This window comes from Arthrobacter sp. Y3223164 (genome assembly GCF_059091005.1).
This window is the reverse complement of the sequence record NZ_JBNHGF010000803.1, coordinates 1-542: the sequence shown is the minus strand read 5'-3', so window position 1 is coordinate 542 and position 542 is coordinate 1. Positions and strand designations below refer to the sequence as shown.

The 542-nt window shown below is 72.7% G+C and carries 1 protein-coding gene; it reads left to right on the top strand.

From position 1 onward, the window contains the following. Positions 1–186 precede the first annotated feature (186 nt). Positions 187–465, top strand: coding sequence for a DUF6457 domain-containing protein (locus AC5RUJ_RS18105; RefSeq protein ID WP_494128089.1), 279 nt, complete (start codon positions 187–189; stop codon positions 463–465). Positions 466–542 lie beyond the last annotated feature (77 nt).

The following is a 542-nucleotide window of genomic DNA, read 5'->3' as shown; positions in this document are numbered from 1 at the left end:
CCAGCCGGTCAGGCGGCTGCTCGGCGGGCTGTCCGCCGCCGAGATCAGGCTCGAGGGCCCGTCAGGGGGCCACACCTCCGACGTCGACACGTGGCAGGACGCCGGCCGCTTTGGCATTGTTCGGCCCGCCCCGTAGCCTGAAGCAAACGTTGTACGAGCCCGCGCACGGGCGGATCGGAGGCCACTGTGTCCGGAGCGGACGAACTACTCTCCCCGTATGTCAGCGAACTGCTCCAGGCGCTGGAAATCGAAGACACGCCGGTGGACATCGACGCGGTGCTGGGGCTGGCCGGCGTCGCGGCGCACAGCGTGATTCGACCGGCGGCGCCGCTGACCACGTTCGTGGTGGGCTACGCGGCCGGTCTGGCGGCCGCCACCGGACAGGCAACACCCGAGGTGGCCATGCGCGCCGCATCCAGGGTGGCCGACGAAGTGGCGCGCCGGCACGGCGCAGTGCAGGAGTGAGTGGCTCCGGACTGCGCTGGGACGACGCCCGCAGAGCCGCCTATGCCGCGGGCCGGGAGGCGGGGCGGCCCGATCCC